Annotated in this window: 16 protein-coding genes; 8 read left to right on the plus strand and 8 right to left on the minus strand. The window is 72.8% G+C overall.

All coding sequences use genetic code 11. The annotated features are described in order from the left end of the window. Positions 1 to 300: 300 nt before the first annotated feature. On the plus strand, positions 301 to 906 hold the full coding sequence (locus tag ABFY07_RS26215) for a GOLPH3/VPS74 family protein (RefSeq protein ID WP_346176833.1): 606 nt from the start codon (positions 301 to 303) through the stop codon (positions 904 to 906). 56 nt (positions 907 to 962) lie between these two features. Here the strand turns inward: ABFY07_RS26215 and ABFY07_RS26220 are convergent, their stop codons facing one another. Continuing rightward, on the minus strand, positions 963 to 1,409 hold the full coding sequence (locus ABFY07_RS26220) for a tautomerase family protein (RefSeq protein ID WP_346176834.1): 447 nt from the start codon (positions 1,407 to 1,409) through the stop codon (positions 963 to 965). Positions 1,410 to 1,587: 178 nt separating this feature from the next. Between ABFY07_RS26220 and ABFY07_RS26225 the strand changes: the two genes are divergently transcribed. Beyond that, positions 1,588 to 2,514, plus strand: coding sequence for a fumarylacetoacetate hydrolase family protein (locus ABFY07_RS26225; RefSeq protein ID WP_346176835.1), 927 nt, complete (start codon positions 1,588 to 1,590; stop codon positions 2,512 to 2,514). 24 nt (positions 2,515 to 2,538) lie between these two features. Here the strand turns inward: ABFY07_RS26225 and ABFY07_RS26230 are convergent, their stop codons facing one another. Both ABFY07_RS26230 and ABFY07_RS26235 read right to left on the minus strand, forming a co-directional pair. Continuing rightward, positions 2,539 to 3,336: an SDR family NAD(P)-dependent oxidoreductase gene (locus ABFY07_RS26230; protein ID WP_346176836.1), complete on the minus strand. Its 798-nt coding sequence runs from the start codon at positions 3,334 to 3,336 to the stop codon at positions 2,539 to 2,541. A 118-nt stretch (positions 3,337 to 3,454) separates the two neighbouring features. Continuing rightward, positions 3,455 to 4,063, minus strand: coding sequence for a TetR/AcrR family transcriptional regulator (locus ABFY07_RS26235; RefSeq protein ID WP_346176837.1), 609 nt, complete (start codon positions 4,061 to 4,063; stop codon positions 3,455 to 3,457). 166 nt (positions 4,064 to 4,229) lie between these two features. Here ABFY07_RS26235 and ABFY07_RS26240 point away from each other — a divergent pair, with 166 nt between their 5' ends. From ABFY07_RS26240 to ABFY07_RS26250, 3 genes are all read left to right on the plus strand, one after another. Continuing rightward, positions 4,230 to 5,711: an amidase gene (locus tag ABFY07_RS26240; protein WP_346176838.1), complete on the plus strand. Its 1,482-nt coding sequence runs from the start codon at positions 4,230 to 4,232 to the stop codon at positions 5,709 to 5,711. A 288-nt stretch (positions 5,712 to 5,999) separates the two neighbouring features. After that, positions 6,000 to 7,010 (plus strand): MsnO8 family LLM class oxidoreductase, encoded by a 1,011-nt coding sequence (locus ABFY07_RS26245; RefSeq protein ID WP_346176839.1) that lies wholly within the window; start codon positions 6,000 to 6,002, stop codon positions 7,008 to 7,010. A 177-nt stretch (positions 7,011 to 7,187) separates the two neighbouring features. Continuing rightward, the gene (locus tag ABFY07_RS26250; protein WP_346176852.1) at positions 7,188 to 8,096 is read left to right on the plus strand and encodes an oxidoreductase; all 909 of its coding nucleotides are present in this window, start codon (positions 7,188 to 7,190) and stop codon (positions 8,094 to 8,096) included. 119 nt (positions 8,097 to 8,215) lie between these two features. Here the strand turns inward: ABFY07_RS26250 and ABFY07_RS26255 are convergent, their stop codons facing one another. From ABFY07_RS26255 to ABFY07_RS26265, 3 genes are all read right to left on the minus strand, one after another. Next, positions 8,216 to 9,553 (minus strand): gluconate:H+ symporter, encoded by a 1,338-nt coding sequence (locus tag ABFY07_RS26255; protein WP_346176840.1) that lies wholly within the window; start codon positions 9,551 to 9,553, stop codon positions 8,216 to 8,218. Positions 9,554 to 9,742: 189 nt separating this feature from the next. After that, positions 9,743 to 10,687: a 5-dehydro-4-deoxyglucarate dehydratase gene (locus ABFY07_RS26260; protein WP_346176841.1), complete on the minus strand. Its 945-nt coding sequence runs from the start codon at positions 10,685 to 10,687 to the stop codon at positions 9,743 to 9,745. Positions 10,688 to 10,796: 109 nt separating this feature from the next. Further along, positions 10,797 to 11,984 carry an L-talarate/galactarate dehydratase gene (locus tag ABFY07_RS26265; RefSeq protein ID WP_346176842.1) on the minus strand — a complete coding sequence of 396 codons (1,188 nt, stop codon included), beginning with the start codon at positions 11,982 to 11,984 and terminating at the stop codon, positions 10,797 to 10,799. Positions 11,985 to 12,146: 162 nt separating this feature from the next. On the opposite strand from ABFY07_RS26265, the gene ABFY07_RS26270 reads away from it, so the two are divergent. Continuing rightward, positions 12,147 to 13,022, plus strand: coding sequence for a LysR substrate-binding domain-containing protein (locus tag ABFY07_RS26270; protein ID WP_346176843.1), 876 nt, complete (start codon positions 12,147 to 12,149; stop codon positions 13,020 to 13,022). Between the two features lie 24 nt (positions 13,023 to 13,046). On the opposite strand, the gene ABFY07_RS26275 is transcribed toward ABFY07_RS26270, so the two are convergent. Further along, the gene (locus ABFY07_RS26275; protein ID WP_346176844.1) at positions 13,047 to 13,919 is read right to left on the minus strand and encodes a LysR family transcriptional regulator; all 873 of its coding nucleotides are present in this window, start codon (positions 13,917 to 13,919) and stop codon (positions 13,047 to 13,049) included. A 98-nt stretch (positions 13,920 to 14,017) separates the two neighbouring features. Here ABFY07_RS26275 and ABFY07_RS26280 point away from each other — a divergent pair, with 98 nt between their 5' ends. Further along, positions 14,018 to 14,941, plus strand: a complete 924-nt coding sequence (locus tag ABFY07_RS26280) for an EamA family transporter (protein WP_346176845.1) — start codon at positions 14,018 to 14,020, stop codon at positions 14,939 to 14,941. A 73-nt stretch (positions 14,942 to 15,014) separates the two neighbouring features. Next, entirely contained in the window at positions 15,015 to 16,169 is a 1,155-nt protein-coding gene (locus ABFY07_RS26285) for a Gfo/Idh/MocA family protein (RefSeq protein WP_346176846.1), read from the plus strand. 41 nt (positions 16,170 to 16,210) lie between these two features. Here ABFY07_RS26285 and ABFY07_RS26290 read toward each other — a convergent pair. After that, a partial coding sequence (locus tag ABFY07_RS26290; RefSeq protein WP_346176847.1) for a nitrilase-related carbon-nitrogen hydrolase occupies positions 16,211 to 16,538 on the minus strand: 328 nt, incomplete at its 5' end.

Below are 16,538 nucleotides of genomic sequence, written 5' to 3' on the forward strand. Positions count from 1 at the left end.
CAGAGGGGGTGAGGGGGACGGGAGCGTGGGCACAGGGGAGCGTATGGGAGCGCTCCCAAGCTCTCACATGGTCAGTGCGCCCTCAAGTGCTGTCAACCGTCTGGGGCGAAGCCGAAGAGGTGATGCCCCGGACGCAGGCCCGCGGGCGGCGGAAACCGCCGCCCGCGGGTCGGACCACCCCCGGCCCGGCCGCGCTACAGTCGGCCGGGTACGAGGTCGTACGAACACGTGCGAACACGTACGAGAGGGAACGAGAAGGCACGAGAAGGTGCGAGAACCCCTTGCTCCGGGGAGCCACTCATGACCACACCGCGGGACCTGTTGATCATCGCCATGGACACGGTGCCCAACCGACCCGTGGAGCGGGGTGACCTGTCGCTCGCGCTCGCCGGAGCCGAGATGATCGACCTCATCGAGGCGGAGGCCCTGGTCCTGGAGGGTGACCGCATCGTGCCGGGCCTCCAGCCCGCGCTCGCCGACCCGCTGCTGGAGCAGGCCGCGTCGTCGCTCGAGCGGCAGGCGCCGTACGAGGCGGTCGGCGACTGGCTGTGGCGCCGGGGCCGCGGCCTGTCCTCGGCCTATCTGGCGGCGCTGGAGAGCGAGGGGGAGGTGGCCCGGCGACGCCACCGCTGGACGCCTTTCCGGAGCGGCCGTACGGCACTGGTGGACTCGCCCGCGCGCAGCCGGGCGGCCGACCGCTGGGCCTCGGGCGAGCCGGTCCTCGCCGCCCTCGCGGCGGCCGTGGGGATCGGCGACGAGCCGGCCGAGGACTCGGTGGACGCGGCCGGCGAGGCGGTGGTGACGGTGCTCGCCGCGGTGAACGACGCGGTGATGGAGCTGGGAGCCGTGCGGCAGCGGAAGACCATCGAGGACGCGGCCTTCGACAACATCTGGCGGGGCGATTAGCAGGGGTGCTCGGACGCGCCTGCCGTGCGGCCGGTGCCGGTGCCGGTGGCGTGGTGTCAGCTCTCCTCCGCGGGCGGGCCGACCGGTTCGATCGGGGCGGCCGGAGCGGCCGGGGCGGATGGCTCGGCGTACTGCGCCAGCCCGTGGCCGAACGACCAGTCGACCGACTCGTTCTCGGTCAGGACGATGAACACGTTGCGCGGCTCCGTCCCCGCGTATTCCTGGGCCAGCTCGGCGATCCGCCGGTACAGCGCCTTCTTCCGCTCCGGTGGGCGCCCGGAGCGCATGGTGATCGCGATGTAGACGACACCTTCGTCGCGGTGCACGCCGAGGTAGTCGTCGTAGCGCAGGGTGCTGACGGCGCCCTGGTGGCCCACCAGGACCTGGAAGCGGTCGTCGGGCGGGAAGCCGATCGTCTCGACCATGGCGTCGTGCACGGCGCGGCCGAGCGCGTCGAGCCGGTCTCGGTCGGCCCTCAGCGCGTCGATGCGAACGAATGGCATGTGGACGGTTCTCCTCTCGGGTGTGGTCGGGTGTGTCGACGACCGATCGTACATACTAGTAGGTACAGAGGCGAGGTGCCCCGGTGCGGCGGATGGTGGGTAGGACTGATCACACCGTCACGACGGGAATCCCCGGGACGGGAGTCGTTACCGAACGTCACCACAGGAGGGGCCAGAGATGACGCGCATCGTGCGCTTCGCCGACGACCGCGAGACCGTCCGGACCGGCGTCGCCGACGACACCGGCGCGATCCGGACCTTCCCCGGGGCGCCGCTCGTCGCCGAGCTGCTGCGGCTGCCCGCGGAGGAGCTGCGGACCCTGGTCGAGGACACCGCCCGGGGCCCGGCCGGCTTCGCCGAGCGGGACGTCCTGCCGCTGCCGCCGCTGGACGGGCTGATGGAGCTGTGGGCCGCGGGGGTGACCTACGAACGCTCACGCGAGGCCAGGGTGGAGGAGAGCGCCGAACGGTCGGTCTACGAGCGGATCTACGACGCCGAGCGCCCGGAGCTGTTCTACAAGGCGCCCCCGTGGCGGGTGGTGACCGACGGCGAGCCGATCGCCGTACGGGACGACTCCGAGCTGAACGTCCCCGAACCCGAGCTGGCGCTGGTCGTCAACCGGTACGGCGAGACCGTCGGATACCTGGTCGCCGACGACGTCAGCTCGCGGTCCATCGAGGGCGAGAACCCGCTCTACCTGCCCCAGGCCAAGATCTACGCCGGAAGCGTCGCGGTCTCCCCGGGCATCGTGCCCGCCTGGGAGGTCGAGGCTCCCGACGCGCTGGCGATCCGCATGGTGGTGTGGCGCGACGGCGAGCCGGTGTTCCGGGGCGCGACCTCCACCGCCGCGTTCCACCGCACCCCGCGGGGGCTCGTGGACCACCTGTGGCGCTCCCAGCCCTTCCCGGACGGCGCCGTGCTGTCCACCGGCACCGGCATCGTGCCCGCCCTCGACTTCACGCTGAGCGCCGGGGACGTGGTGGAGACAACCATCGACGGGGTCGGCACGCTGCGCAATCCGGTACGGGGCCGTCAGTCCGACCTGGACTGGCTCGTGGAGGCGATCGACCACCCGCTGAAGCGCCGCGCGCACCGGGGGGAGTGAGGGCGCCCTCTTTGACGACAGACCCTACGGAAGGATGGAGTCGACGTAGCCGCCGTCGACGCGCACGGCCCCGCCGGTGGTGGCCGAGGCGAAGGGGGAGCTGAGGTAGACCGCCATGTTGGCGATCTCCTCCGGCTCGATCAGCCTCTGGAGCAGCGACTGGGGCCGGTGCGCGGCCATGAACTCCCGCTGGGCCTCGTCCCAGGGCAGCTCCGGGTCCACCAGTTCGTACACGAAGTCCTCGACGCCGCCGGTGTGCGTCGGCCCGGCGATCAGCGAGTTGACGGTCACTCCCGTGCCCGCGGCCTCCTTGGCGAAGCCGCGGGTCACCGCGAGCAGCGCCGTCTTCGACATGCCGTAGTGGATCATCTCCGCGGGGATGACGACGGCGGAGTCGCTGGCGACGTTCAGGATCCGGCCCCAGGAGCGGTCCTTCATCCCGGGCAGGTAGGCGCGGATCATCCGTACGGCGGTCAGCACGTTCACCTCGAAGTAGCGTCGCCATTCGGCGTCGCTGATCTCCAGGGCCGGGACGGCGCCGAAGACGCCCAGGTTGTTCACGAGGATGTCGGCGTCCGGGACGGCGGTGCCGACCTGGTGGGCGCCCTCGTCGGTGGCGATGTCGCCGGGGGCGGGGACGAAGGCGCCCTCGCGGTCGGTCTCCTCCTCCAGCTTGGTGATGGCGGCCGCCACGGACTCCTGCCTGCGTCCGTTGACGGCCACCCGGGCGCCCGCCCGGGCCAGGCCGGCGGCGATGGCGAAGCCGATGCCCTGGGTGGATCCGGTGACGAGGGCGGTCTTGCCGGTGAGGTCGATCAGCACGGCGCTCCTCCAGAGGGGTGGGGTGCGGGAAACCGCCGGGTGTCCGCGTCGGCGCCGCGGAAACAGCGCGGGGCGGCCCGGCGCCCTTGACAAGCGATCACAATAATTGCACGCGCATTTAGTTGCAAGCGCCGAATGTCGCGGCCTCGTGCCCAGGGGTGCCGCGCAGATGGTCGTCGAGGACCTCGCGGGCCGCCTCGGGGGTGAGGTGGCCGATGAGAACGTGGGTGGTGAGGCCGTCCGCGAGGGCGAGCAGCGCGTGGGCCGCCCGCCGCGGCTCGCCGGCGCCGGCCGCGTCGAGCAGACGGCTGAACAGGCCGTGCAGCTCCCGGTAGTTGTCCCTGAGGAGGCCGGCCAGCGACGGGGTGACGGCGGCCTGGGCGACGAAGGCGAGCCAGACGCGTGCCTCGGCCCGGCGCTCGGGGGAGACCAGCGAGATCTCGGCGGCGGCGTGTTCGAGCTCCGCCCGGGGGTCCGCCCCGCTCGTCCCGTCCTCCGCGAGCCGCTTCCCGATCCGCCCGGACACCGCCTCCCCGACATGGGCCAGCGCGAAGACCAGCATCTCCTCCTTGGTGCGGAAGCAGCGCTGCACGGCCCCCATGGAGACCTCCGCCCGCGCGGCGACATCCCGCAGGGTGACGCCCTCCAGGCCGTGCTCGTCGGCCAGCCGGCACACCGCGTCGGCGATCCGGCGGCGCCGGCTCTCATGATCCACCTGGCGTGGCATCCGTTCCGTCCTCCGCTCGATCCCGCTCGATCCCGCTCGATCCCGCTTGGTTCCGCTCAATATTGCGATGCGCTCGCATCGGTACGCGCTAGTCTAGGGGGAGTATCCGATGCAAGCGCATCGGTACGGCCGACGACTGACGGACGAGCGACAGGAGCGACCCGTGATGACAGCGGACCCCGGGGCGGAGCGGAAGGAAGCCCCCTGGTGGGCGCGGACGGCCCGGGAGCAGGCCGCGGCCGTACGGGACGGCCGGGTGACGGCGGCCGAGGTGGTCGAGAGCCACCTGGAGCGCATCGCCGAGGTCAACTCCGTGGTGAACGCGGTCACCCAACTGCTCGCCGACCAGGCCCGCGATGCCGCGGCCGGGCTGGACCGGCGCCGCGAGCGGGGCGAGGACCTGCCGCCGCTCGCCGGGGTCTGCTTCACCGTCAAGGAGAGCATCGCCGTGCGCGGCGTGCCCACCACCCACGGCGCGACGCGTTTCAAGGACGCCGTGGCCGCCGCGGACGCGCCCCCCGTGGCCCGCCTGCGGGCGGCCGGCGCGATCCCGGTGGGGCACAGCAACATGCCCACCCTCACCCTGGCCGGCATGCACTCCCGCAGCCAGCTGTTCGGCGACACCGTCAACCCGTGGGACCCCGGCCGTACGCCCGGGGGCAGCAGCGGAGGCGACGGGGCGGCCGTGGCGTGCGGCATGGCGGGGCTCGGCCTCGGCAACGACGCGGGAGGCTCGGTGCGCATCCCGGCCGCCTTCTGCGGCACCGCCGCGCTCAAACCCACCTACGGCAGGTTTCCCGCCGACCACCGCATCGGCCCGGAGGACCCGCCGCTGGGCGCTCAGCTCTGCGTGGTGGACGGTCCGTTGGCGCGTACGGTCGCCGATCTGTGGCCGGCCTTCGAGGCCCTGGCGGGGGCCGACCCCGCGGACCCCCGCGCCGTGCCGGTGCCCCCGCGCGGCGCGCCCGTGGCGCGGCCCGTCCGGGTCGCGGTCGTCGCCGACCCGGGGGGATCGGGGGTGCACCCCACCGTGCGGCGCGCGATGGAACGGGCGGCCGACGCGCTCGCGGACGCGGGATACGCGGTGGAGGAGGTCGCCGACGTGCCCCGCCTCGGCGAGGCGCTGGAGGTCTACGACAGCCTGCTGATGACCGAGTTCTCCCTCACCTGGCCGGCCGTCAGGACGCTGCTCGGCACCGAGGGGCGGCGGTTCATCGAGATGCGCCTGCCCAAGACGCGGACGGTGGACCTGCCCGGTTACATACAGCTGACCGGCGTCCTGCTGAATCTGCGGCGCTCCTGGGCGGAGTTCCTCGACCGGTATCCGCTCGTGCTCGGCCCGGTGTTCACCGAGCCGCCGGTCGAGCCGGGCGTGGAGTCCCGTGACGAGGCGGGGAACGTGCGCGTGCGCTCGGCCATGCGCCTGTGCTCGGCCACCAGCCTGGTCGGGGTGCCGGCGGTGGCCGTCCCCACCGGTCTGGCCGACGGCCTGCCCACCGGTGTGCAGCTCATCGGCCGCGCCTACCGCGAGGACCTGTGCCTGGACGCCGCCGCCGCCGTCGAGGAGCGGCTGGGCGTCCTCACCCCGGTCACCCCGGTCCTGCCGGTCACACCGACTGCCCCGGGCGGAACTCCCGGCCGGACGTAAGGCCCGGCCGAGCCCGGGAGGTGGAAGGGCCTGCCCCCCCGAGGCGCGGGAGAGCTGGCTGCATGTGGTCCAGACGGTCTGGTTCCGCACCGACCACCAGGCCAGACGCTACGGGGACGCGGCCACCTGCGACATCCGGGGGGCGGACCTCGCCGACATCGCCAGGTTTCTCCTGCGCGCTGGGCGAGGCCGTCAAAGCGTCCCGCCCCCGGCCCGACGGCGCTGCCTCGCCCCGGCGGGGGCCCGGCGGCACGGGAATGCCGGGGTGCGCCAGGCGTTGAACCCTGTGTGAGTTCAGTGATCGCGTCGACTCGGTTCTCGGTCCTCGACCGCTCGCGGATCCGGGAGGGACATGGTGGTCCGCGCGCGCTGCGCGACACCGTGCGCCTGGCCCAGGAGGTGGAGCGGCTCGGCTACCACCGGATCTGGGTCGCCGAGCACCACGGGGTGCCGGGAGTGGCGGGCTCCGCGCCCACCGTGCTGGCCGCCGCGATCGCCGCCGCCACGCGCGTGATCCGGGTCGGCACCGGCGGGGTGATGCTGCCCAACCACCAACCGCTGGTCGTCGCCGAGCAGTTCGGGGTGCTCGAGTCCCTCTTCCCCGGGCGGATCGACATGGGTCTGGGCCGCTCGGTCGGCTTCACCAACGGGGTGCGCAAGGCCCTGGGCCGGGACAAGGAGGACGCCGGCGACTTCGCGGGGCAGCTGGCCGAACTCCTCGGCTGGTTCGAGGGCACCTCGCCGACCGGGGCCCACGCCCGCCCCGCCGAGGGGCTGCGCGTGCCGCCGTACGTCCTGGCCACCGGCGAGGGCGCCGCGATCGCCGCCGAGGCCGGGCTCCCGCTGGTGGTCGGCGACCTCAGGGGTCGCGAGCGGCTGCTGCGCGCGATCGACCGCTACCGCGCCGGTTTCCGCGCCTCCGCGTGGGCCGAGGAGCCGTACGTGGTCGTCGCCGGCACGGTCGCCGTCGCCGAGACCCCCGAACTGGCGCGGCGACTACTGGTCCCCGAGGCGTGGGCCGTCGCGTACTCGGGCACCCGCGGCACCTTCCCACCGCTCGTCCCGGCGGAGGAGATCGAGCACCGGGCGATGACGGCGAAGGAGCGGGACCTCTACGAGTCCGCGCTGCGCGGCCACATCCACGGCACCGAGGAGCAGGTGGCCGACGCGCTGGAGACGGCCGTCAAGGAGACGGGCGCCCAGGAGATCCTGGTCACGACCAGCACCTACGACCGCGACGCCCTGCTCGAATCCCACCGCAGGCTGGCCCGGCTCGCGGGGCTCACCGCGAGCCGGTAGCCGCGCCCACGGCGGTGTCCGCGGGTGGTCCGCGGGTGTCCGCTCGCCCGCCCCGGCCGGGGCGCCCGCCGCGCCCGCCGCCGGTGCGGTAGAGTACGGGGCAGCCGTCAGCCTCCTCGCCGCGGACCCGTCCGCGCCGGGGAGGCTTTTTTCATGCGTGAGAAGACAAGGCCCACCATGGCCCAAGAGACCCACACCGCCGCCGCCGCGGGCACCTGGACCCTCGGCGACCTGACCGTCAACCGCCTGGGATTCGGGGCGATGCGACTGACCGGCAGCGCCGCCTTCGACCTCGGCGCCGCCCGTGACCGCGACCGTTCGATGGGCGTGCTGCGGCGCGCGATCGAACTCGGCGTCAACCACATCGACACCGCCTCGTTCTACTTCTCGTCCCTGCGGTCCGCCAACGAACTGATCAACAGCGCGCTGGCCCCCTACCCCGACGACCTCGTCATCGCCACGAAGGTCTGGCCGGCCAGGGACCCCTCGGGCGACTGGTGGTGGGCCACCCCGGAGCAGTTGCGCGGTCAGGTCGAGGAGAACCTCCGGCAACTGGGCCGCGACCACCTGGACGTGGTGAATCTGCGGGTGCCGCCGAGCCGCGGGTCCGGCTCGATCGCCGAACACTTCGGCGTGCTGGCCGAACTCCGCGACGCCGGGCTCATACGCCACCTGGGCCTGTCCAACGTCACGCCGGAGCAGCTGGCCGAGGGCCGGGCCATCGCGCCGGTGGTCTGTGTGCAGAACGCCTACGGGATCGGGGCGCCGGCCCATGAGCAGGAACTCCTGCGGTCCTGCGGCGAGCAGGGCATCGCCTATGTGCCGTTCTTCGCGATCGCCGGCGCCGGGCGCGAGGCCGGCCCGAGCGCGGCCGACAGCGCTGTGGTGCTCGCCGTCGCGCGCGCCCACGACGCGACCCCCGCGCAGGTCCGGCTGGCGTGGACGCTGCGGCAGGGACCGCATGTGCTGGCCATCCCCGGCACGGGCGATCCGGACCACCTCGAGGAGAACGTGGCCGCGGGGGCGCTGCGGCTCTCGGACGACGAGGTGTCCGCGCTGACGGAGGACGCGACACCGAGCCGCTGAGCGTGTGACGCCGAGCATGTGACGCCGGTGCGCGGGACGCGCCCGGTGGCGGACGCGCGCTCGCTCCGGTGCCGAGAGAAAGTCGGTGCCGGAGCGAGCGTGTGTGGCGGGGGAGGCGGCTAGACGCCGAAGGCGTCGAGACAGGCCTCGACGGCGAGGACGCCACCGAGTCCGAGGACCGCGAGGGTGGTGGTGTAGGTGGTGCGCGCCTTGATGGCGTCGATGACGGAGAGGTTGAAGTACTCCTTGAACATCCAGAACCCGGGGTCGTTGACATGGCTGAAGGCGATGGACCCGCAGGAGACGGCCAGCACCATCATCTCGGGGTGGACCCCGCTGCCCGCGACCAGCGGCTGCACCACACCGGCCGCCGTGACGACGGCCACCGTCGCCGATCCGAGGGCGATCCGGAGGATGACGGCGATCAGCCACGCCAGGATGATCGGCGAGATGTTCCAGCCCTCGGTGACGTCCTTGATGTAGTCGGAGATGCCGCCCTCGACGAGGACGCCCTTGAAGGCACCGCCCGCGCCGATCACCAGGAGGATCATGGCCATCGCCTGGGCCGCCGAGTTGCAGGACGCGCTGACCTCGGAGAGCGACCGGCCGATGCGCGGGCCGAAGGCCCAGACGGCCAGGAGCAGCGTCAGCAATAGGGCGACCGGGGCCGAGCCGATGAAGGTGATGAAGGGCCGGGCCGGGTTGGACTCGGACACCGCCATGTCGTACACGGCGGCGGAAGCGATCAGCACCACCGGGACCAGCGCCACCGAGAGGGACCAGCCCATGCTGGGCATCTCCTCCTCGGTGAAGGTGCGCTCCGAGACCAGGCCCTTGGGCATGGTGGGGTTCATCTTCCTGACGAACGGCAGGCGCGGCCACACCAGGGCGATGAGCGCTCCGAAGGGGATGGCGAAGAACAGGCCGTAGAAGAGGGTCAGCCCGACGGAGGCGTGGAAGGTGGCGGCGACGGCGGTGGGGCCGGGGTGAGGCGGCAGGAAGCTGTGCATGGTGGACAGGGCGATCGACATCGGGAGCCCGACCCACAGCAGGTTCTTGCCCGTCACCCGGACGATGGTGAACGCGACGGGCACGATGATGACGAAGGCGACCTCGTAGAACATGGTCACGCCCAGGAGCATGGCCGTGACCACCATGGCCACCTGGACCCGGCGCAGCCCGAAGGTGTCGACGAGTTTGCCGGATATGCGCTGGGCGGCGCCGGAGTCGCCCATGACACGGCCGAGCATGGCGCCGAGCCCGACGACGATCAGTGTGTCGCCGATCTGCCCCCCGACGCCCTCGCCGAGGACATCCGGGATCTTCTCCATCGGGACGCCCCGGACGAGCGCCACGGCGACGGCCACGAGGAGGAGGGAGATGAAGCCGTTCAGCTTCACCTTGGTCATCAGGAACAGCAGTGCCAGGACGCTGATTCCGACTACGACAAGAGGCATGGGTCAGTTCCCCTTTGAACTGCGCTCAGGGAGTGGCTCCCGGTCCGTGGCATCACGGGCACGGAGCGGGACGGTGGGAGTGGGGGGATGGCCCGGTGTCCGGGTCCTTGTCGCTGTGAGGCAGCGGTGGCCGGGCCGGGCGGTGCGGGAGGCCGCCCGGTCCCGTATGTGAATCGGTGAGTCGGGAGGTCAGCGGCCGGCGGCCAGGGCCAGGCCGGTCTCCAGGAGCTTCTCCAGGTCGGCGAGGTCGGCCGGGGCCGGGTCGGTGAGCGGGGCGCGCACCGGGCCGACCGGCTTGCCGCGCAGCCGGGCGGCGGCCTTCACCAGCGACACGGCATAGCCCGGCACCCGGTCGCGCAGTTCCACCAGCGGGACGTAGAAGTCCCGCAGCAGCGTGTCCACGCGCTCGTCGTCGCCGTCCCGCAGGGCGGTGAAGAACGCGCCCGCGATCTCGGGCGCGAAGGCGTGGACGGCGGAGGAGTACGCGGGCACGCCGACGGCGGCGTACGCGCGGGCCTGCACCTCGGCGGTGGCGGCCCCGTTGAAGAACAGCAGGTGGTCGGGGGCGGCGAGGGTCAGCCGCTGGAGCCGGTCCAGGTCGCAGTGGCCGTCCTTCACGCCGATGACGGTGGGGATCTCGGCGATCCGGCGCAGGCCGTCGATGGTGAACGCCACCTGGTCCCGCTGGTAGGCGATCAGCGGCAGCCGGGTCCCGGCGGCGATCCGGCGCACCTGCTCCACCAGACCGTCCTGGGGCGCCTTGACCAGGTAGTGGGGGAGCACCAGGGCGGCGTCCGCCCCGGCCTCCTCCGCGATCCGGGCGAAGCGCAGCGCCTGCGCGTAGCCGTAGCCGATGCCCGCCACCACCGGCATGCGGCCGCCGGCCACGTCCACCGCGGTGGCGATCACCTGGCCGTACTCCTCCTCGTCCAGGGCGGTGAACTCCCCGGTGCCGCACGCGGGGAACACCGCGCCGGGCTCGGTGGCCAGCTGAGCGGCCAGGTACTCGCGGTAGGCGTCGAGGTCGAGGCTGCCGTCCTCACGAAAGCTGGTGAGGGGGAAGGACAGCACGCCGTGCGCCATGCCGTCACGCAGTCGCCGCGCGACTTCCTGGGCCGCCGTGTTCAGAGTCATGAACTAGTCTCCACATACATGTACTAGATCTAGATATGGGAATGGAGGTTAGGGTGGCCCACCCAGTAGGTCAATGGGTGTGCGACCCCGCTCGCGCCGAGCGGTAGGTTCAGGGGCGGTTGCCGAGTTCGTGCTCCGCCTGAGTCCAGGCCCGGGCCTGCTCGCTGAGGGTGATGCCGAGACCCGGCCGGGAGGACACGTGCATACGGCCGTCGCTGATGTGCAGCCGCTCGTTGAAGAGCGGCTCCAGCCAGTCGAAGTGCTCCACCCACGGCTCGTACGGGTAGGCCGCGGCGAGGTGAAGGTGGATCTCCATCGCGAAATGCGGCGCGAGCTGGAGGTTCTGGTGCTCGGCGAGAGTGGCCAGCTTCAGGAACTGGGTGATGCCCCCGATGCGCGGCGCGTCGGGCTGGACGATGTCCGCGGCCTCGTGGCGGATCAGTTCCCAGTGCTCCGCCACGCTGGCCAGCATCTCGCCGGTGGCCACCGGGGTGTCCAGCGAGGCCGCGAGGGCGGCGTGGCCGCGGGCGTCATAGGCGTCCAGGGGCTCCTCGATCCAGCCCAGGCCGAACTCCTCAAGGGCCCGCCCCATGCGCTGGGCGGTGGGCCGGTCCCACTGCTGGTTGGCGTCCACCATCAGCGGCACCTCGTCGCCCAGGTGCTCCCGCACGGCCGTCACCCGGCGCAGGTCCACCTTGCCGTCCGGGTGGCCGACCTTGATCTTGATGCCGCCGATGCCCTGGGCCAGGGATGCCGAGGCGTTCTCCAGCAACTGCTCGGTGGGCGTGTGGAGGAAACCACCGGAGGTGTTGTAGCAGCGCACGGAGTCGCGGTGGGCGCCCAGCAGCTTGGCCAGGGGCAGACCGGCCCGCTTGGCCTTCAGGTCCCACAGGGCGATGTCGAACGCCGCGACGGCCTGGGTGGACAGCCCGCTGCGTCCCACCGAGGCGCCCGCCCACACCAGCTTCGTCCAGAGCTTGGCGATGTCGCTGGGGTCCTCGCCGAGCAGGGTGGGGGCGATCTCCTTGGCGTGTGCGAACTGGCCGGGGCCACCGGCCCGCTTGGAGTAGCTGAAACCGATGCCCTGATGGCCCTCCTCGGTGGCGAGCTCGACGAAGAGGAAAGCCACCTCGGTCATCGGCTTCTGCCGGCCGGTGAACACCTTGGCGTCGCTGATGGGGGTGGCCAGCGGAAGGGTGACCGAGGACAGCTTGATCCAGGAGATCCTGTCGAGGGTCGCCTCCCCTGCCTGCTGCGCGGCGTGGGCCGGTGTGGCCGGTGTGTCCGGTGTGCTCATCACTTAGCGTTCCCTGTCGGTGCGGGCGGGTCGGCCGGCCCCTGAACAGGCCCGGCCGCGGTGTCGGCGAGCGTTTCCCGCTCAGCCGCCCCTTGAAGCTAAGTCGTCGATTGATCTACGTCTAACTTAAATTTTGTATGCGCTGATACAGGGAGAGCATCATTGTTCACTCTCGCCCAACTGGCCGGCTTTGTGGCGGTCGCCGAGGAACTGCACTTCACCCGGGCCGCCGAGCGGCTCAAGATGACACAACCACCGCTCAGCCGCCAGATCCAGCTGCTGGAGGGCGAGCTGCGGGTGCAGCTCCTGGACCGCACCAACCGGTCGGTGCGGCTCACCCCCGCGGGGCGCGCCTTCCTCACCGAGGCCCGCCGCATCCTGCGGCAGACCGAACACGCGGCGCTCGCCGTCCGCCAGGTCTCCACCGGGGAAGCGGGGAGCATCGCCATCGGCTTCACCGCCGCCAGCGCCTACTCCACGCTCGGCACCCTTCTGGAGACCGCCCGCGCGGCCATGCCCGGCGCGGAGATCGTGCTGCAGGAAATGGTCACCCGCGACCAGTTGGAGGCCCTCGCCGAGAACCGCCTGGACCTCGGGCTCGGACGGCCCTCCGTCACCGGCCCGGACCTGCGGTCCCGGCCCGCCGTGCGGGAACGGCTGCTGGCGGCGCTGCCGAAGGAACACCCCCTCGCGGAGCGGGAGGGCGCGCTCGAGGTCGCCGACTTCGACGGAGAGCCGTTCCTGATGTACTCGCCCACCGACGCCCGCTACTTCCACGAGCTGCTCATCAGCATCTTCAGCGCGGCCCACGTGGCCCCGGTCTTCTCCCAGTACCTGAGCCAGGTCCACAGCATTCTGGCCCTGGTCAACTGCGGCCTGGGAGTGTCCCTGGTCCCCGAGGCCGCCGCGCGGCTGCGCTACGCCGACGTGGTGTTCAAACCGGTCGAGCTGGAGACCCCTGACCCGGTGGAACTCAACCTCGTCTGGCGCGAGAACAACGACAACCCCGTGCTGCACGCGCTGCTCCGCCACCTGTGAGCGCCACCGCTGCCCTCAGGACCGTCATCCGGTGCGGTACAGCCCGGTGAGCAGCTCGATCGCGGCCGGGGCCGCGGGATGCGGGTCGTCCCGCCACCACGCGAGCCGCACCGCGATCGGCTCGGCGTCGCGCACCGGCCGGTAGACGACACCCGGCCGCGGGTACTGGTTGGCGGTGGCCTCCGCCGTGATCCCCACACAGCGGCCCGTCGCGATCACGGTGAGCCAGTCGTCCACGTCGTGGGTCTCCTCCGTCGCCGGGCGGGCACCGGACGGCCACAGCTCCGTGGTGGTGGTGCCGGTCCGCCGGTCGACCAGCAGGGTGCGCCCGCCGATGTCGGCGAGCCGGACCGAGCGGCGGGAGGCCAGCGGGTCGTCGGCGGCCAGGGCGCACAGCCGCCGCTCAAGCCCCACGATGGCGGAGTCGAAGCGGCGGTCGTCGAGCGGCCTGCGGACCACCGAGAGGTCGCACATGCCCTCCGCCAGCCCCGCGGTGGCCGAGTTGACACGGACCAGGTGCAGTTCCGTCCCCGGCCGGGTCTGCGCCCAGCGGCGCTGGAAGGCCAGCGTGTGGCGGCCCAGCGCCGACCAGGCGTAGCCGATCCGCAGCCGCGTGTGGCCCGAGGTGGCCTCCTGGACCAGCGCGTCCACCTCGCCCAGCACCCGCCGGGCGTGCGCCACGACACGCAAGCCCGTCCCCGTCGGCGTCACATGGCGCGAGGTCCGCAGCAGCAGCCGCACCCCCAGCGCGCGCTCGAGCGAGGCGAGCGTACGGGACACCGCCGCCTGGGAGACCCCGAGCGCGAGGGCGGCATCGGTGAAACCGCCCTCGTCGACGATGGCGACGAGGCAGCGCAACTGCCGCAGCTCCACGTTCCCGGCCGAAGCGCCATCCATGACCCCAGCATCCATGACCCCAGCATCCATGACTTCAGCGTATAGAGCGCGCTGTCGATGCATTTTGCGCAAGCGGCGGGCCGTCCCATGATCGGGCCATGCGAGCAGCATCCGCGCGCGCGGCAGCCCCCGCGCCCCAGACCGCCCCGGCGCCCGCCACCCCCGAGCCCGGCGGGGGACGGCTCGCCGGCGTGGCCACCATGGTCGGCAGCGGCCTCAGCAACCAGATCGGCGCCGCGACCGGCTCCTTCGCCTTCCCCGTGCTCGGGCCCCTCGGCGTCGTCGCGGTACGCCAGTACGTCGCCGCCGCCGTTCTGCTGGCCATCGGCCGGCCCCGGCCGTGGACCTTCACCCGGCGGCAGTGGTGGCCCGTGCTGCTGCTGGCCCTCGTGTTCGGGACGATGAACCTCTCCCTGTACTGCGCCATCGACCGCATCGGCCTCGGGCTGGCGGTGACCTTGGAGTTCCTCGGCCCGCTGACCATCGCCCTGGCCGCCTCGCGCCGCCGCGCCGACGCGTGCTACGCGCTGATCGCCGCCGCGGGCGTCGTCGTCCTGATGCGCCCTCAACCCTCCACCGACTACCTCGGGATGGGCCTGGGCCTGCTGGCCGCCCTCTGCTGGGCGTCCTACATCCTGCTCAACCGCACCGTCGGCCGACGCGTCCCCGGCGCCCAGGGATCGGCCGCCGCGGCCGGACTCTCCGCCCTGATGTTCCTGCCCGTCGGCGTCGTCCTCGTCGTCCGGCAACCGCCGACCGCGCCGGCCGTCGGCTGCGCCGTCGCCGCCGGTGTCCTCTCCTCGGCCGTGCCCTACCTCGCGGACCTGTTCACCCTGCGCCGCGTGCCGGCCCCGGCCTTCGGGCTCTTCATGAGCGTCAACCCCGTTCTCGCCGCGGTCGTCGGGTGGATCGTCCTCGGGCAGCGCCTGGGGTGGACCGAGTGGGCCGGCATGGGAGCCGTCGTCGCGGCCAACGCGCTCGGCATCACGGCGCGCCACCGCGGATCGCCGGTGGTGTCATGACCCCCGCCGGTGGTGTCATGACAGCCGGTGGTCCCATGACACGGGTCACGGGCCGGTTCGAGGAAGGGCAGCCATGGTGAGTGCGCTGGGCGTCGCCGTCGTGGGATTCGGCTGGATGGGACGGGTGCACACCCAGGCGTACCTCCGCCTGCCGCACCACTTCCCCGGCCTGTCCCTGCGGCCCCGACTCGTGGCCGTCGCCGACGAGGTGCCCGGCCGGGCCGAGGAGGCCGCCGCGCGGTACGGCTTCGCCACCGCGGCCCGGGACTGGCGCGAGATCACCGCCGATCCCCGGGTCCGGGCGGTGAGCATCGCCGCCCCCAACCATCTGCACCGCGAGATCGGCACCGCCATGGCCGAGGCGGGCAAACACATCTGGATCGAGAAGCCGGTCGGCCTGACCGCCCAGGACGCCCGCGCCGTCGCCGAAGCGGCGGCCGGGGCCGGCGTCCAGGGCACCGTGGGCTTCAACTACCGCAACGCGCCCGCCGTCGCCGCCGCCCGGGAGCTGATCGCCACCGGGGAGATCGGCGCCGTCACCCATGTCCGCGTCCGGCTGTTCAGCGACTACGCCGCCCATCCCGAGGCCGCCCTCACCTGGCGGTACGAGCGCGAGCGCGGCGGCAGCGGGGTGCTGGGCGACCTCGCCTCCCACGGGGTGGACCTGGCCCGCTTCCTGCTCGGCGAGATCGAGTCGCTGGCCGCCGACACCGCCCGCTTCGTGCCCGAGCGCGCCCGTCCCACCGGGGCTACCGCCGGCCACGCCCACGCGGCGGGCGGCGAGCTGGGCCCGGTGGAGAACGAGGACTACGTCTCCTGCCTGCTGCGCTTCTCCTCCGGCGCGCGGGGCGTGCTGGAGGCGTGCCGGGTCTCGGTCGGCGAGCAGAACAGCTACGGCTTCGAGATCCATGGCACCAAGGGCGCGGTCTTCTGGGACTTCCGCCGCATGGGCGAGCTCGGCGTCAGCCGTGGCACCGCCTACCAGGACCAGTCCGTCACCACCGTGTTCGTGGGCCCCGGGCACGGGGAGTACGCCGCCTTCCAGCCCGGTTCGGCCAACAGCATGGGCTACGACGACCTGAAGGTCATCGAGGCGTACCACTTCCTGCGCTCCATCGAGGAGGGCACGGCGTACGGCGCCACGCTGGAGGACGCCGTCCGCAGCGCGGCCGCGCTGGACGCCATGGCCCGCTCCGCCGAGCGCGGCACCTGGGCGAGCCCGGCCTGAGGCCCGCCCGGCCGGCACCGGTCACACGGCGATGCCCGCGATCACGACATGGCCTGGGAGGAGCGCTCCAGCCTGCGGTTGGCCAGGACGGACACCCTGCGCCGCACGGCGGTGACCTCCTCCGGGTCCACGTCCCCCACCAGCAGGCCCGGGCCCGCCTCCAGCCGTTCCCGTACGGTGCCGTCGGGCCCGACCAGGGCGCTGTGGCCGATGCCGGTGGGGGCGGAGGTCGCGGGGGCGGGGCCGGTCGCGGCCGGGTCGGCCTGGCCGACGGCGGCCAGCCATACGGTGGCGTCCAGCGCCCGGGCCCGGATCAGCAGTTCCCACTGCTCGCGCTTGCCCGGCCCGGCGCCCCAGGAGGCGGGCAGC

It is taken from the genome of Streptomyces sparsogenes subsp. cuspidosporus (assembly GCF_039532705.1).
GTDB classification, from domain to species: Bacteria; Actinomycetota; Actinomycetes; order Streptomycetales; family Streptomycetaceae; genus Streptomyces; species Streptomyces sparsogenes.

Bases quoted from the DNA above. Each gene is read 5' to 3' on its own strand.
- ABFY07_RS26215 (WP_346176833.1), top strand. From the start codon at position 301: ATGACCACACCGCGGGACCTGTTGATCATCGCCATGGACACGGTGCCC.
- ABFY07_RS26220 (WP_346176834.1), bottom strand. From the start codon at position 1,409: ATGCCATTCGTTCGCATCGACGCGCTGAGGGCCGACCGAGACCGGCTC.
- ABFY07_RS26225 (WP_346176835.1), top strand. From the start codon at position 1,588: ATGACGCGCATCGTGCGCTTCGCCGACGACCGCGAGACCGTCCGGACC.
- ABFY07_RS26235 (WP_346176837.1), bottom strand. From the start codon at position 4,063: ATGCCACGCCAGGTGGATCATGAGAGCCGGCGCCGCCGGATCGCCGAC.
- ABFY07_RS26240 (WP_346176838.1), top strand. From the start codon at position 4,230: ATGACAGCGGACCCCGGGGCGGAGCGGAAGGAAGCCCCCTGGTGGGCG.
- ABFY07_RS26250 (WP_346176852.1), top strand. From the start codon at position 7,188: ATGGCCCAAGAGACCCACACCGCCGCCGCCGCGGGCACCTGGACCCTC.
- ABFY07_RS26255 (WP_346176840.1), bottom strand. From the start codon at position 9,553: ATGCCTCTTGTCGTAGTCGGAATCAGCGTCCTGGCACTGCTGTTCCTG.
- ABFY07_RS26260 (WP_346176841.1), bottom strand. From the start codon at position 10,687: ATGACTCTGAACACGGCGGCCCAGGAAGTCGCGCGGCGACTGCGTGAC.
- ABFY07_RS26265 (WP_346176842.1), bottom strand. From the start codon at position 11,984: ATGAGCACACCGGACACACCGGCCACACCGGCCCACGCCGCGCAGCAG.
- ABFY07_RS26275 (WP_346176844.1), bottom strand. From the start codon at position 13,919: ATGGATGGCGCTTCGGCCGGGAACGTGGAGCTGCGGCAGTTGCGCTGC.
- ABFY07_RS26280 (WP_346176845.1), top strand. From the start codon at position 14,018: ATGCGAGCAGCATCCGCGCGCGCGGCAGCCCCCGCGCCCCAGACCGCC.
- ABFY07_RS26285 (WP_346176846.1), top strand. From the start codon at position 15,015: ATGGTGAGTGCGCTGGGCGTCGCCGTCGTGGGATTCGGCTGGATGGGA.